Genomic DNA, 274 nt, shown 5'->3' with positions numbered 1-274 from the left:
CAGACGTCCTAACGCTAAATTTTCTCACAAATAAAAAACCTAAAAACATTTTGTATACCTATCATTTTTTAAAAGGATAAAATTTTTTTAAAAAATTTAAAAAATGTGTTTGCTTAAAATAAAAACAGTTGTATATTTGCACTCGCTTTTAAAAGGCAATTTTAGAGCTAGAAAATTAATTAGATATTAAAAAATACAGGTAATGCCAAAAAGAACGTATCAACCATCGAAAAGAAAGAGAAGAAACAAACATGGTTTCAGAGAGAGAATGGCT

Annotated in this window: 1 protein-coding gene; it reads left to right on the top strand. The window is 26.3% G+C overall.

What is annotated here, in order from left to right; translation table 11 throughout:
• Nucleotides 1-202: 202 nt before the first annotated feature.
• A partial coding sequence (locus ACRHNM_RS16745; protein WP_431137755.1) for a large ribosomal subunit protein bL34 occupies nt 203-274 on the top strand: 72 nt, incomplete at its 3' end.

The organism is Psychroserpens mesophilus (assembly GCF_050617655.1).
Classification (GTDB): Bacteria; Bacteroidota; Bacteroidia; order Flavobacteriales; family Flavobacteriaceae; genus Psychroserpens; species Psychroserpens mesophilus_A.
Note: the sequence above shows the minus strand (reverse complement) of the source record. Positions and strands in the feature narration are given on the sequence as shown.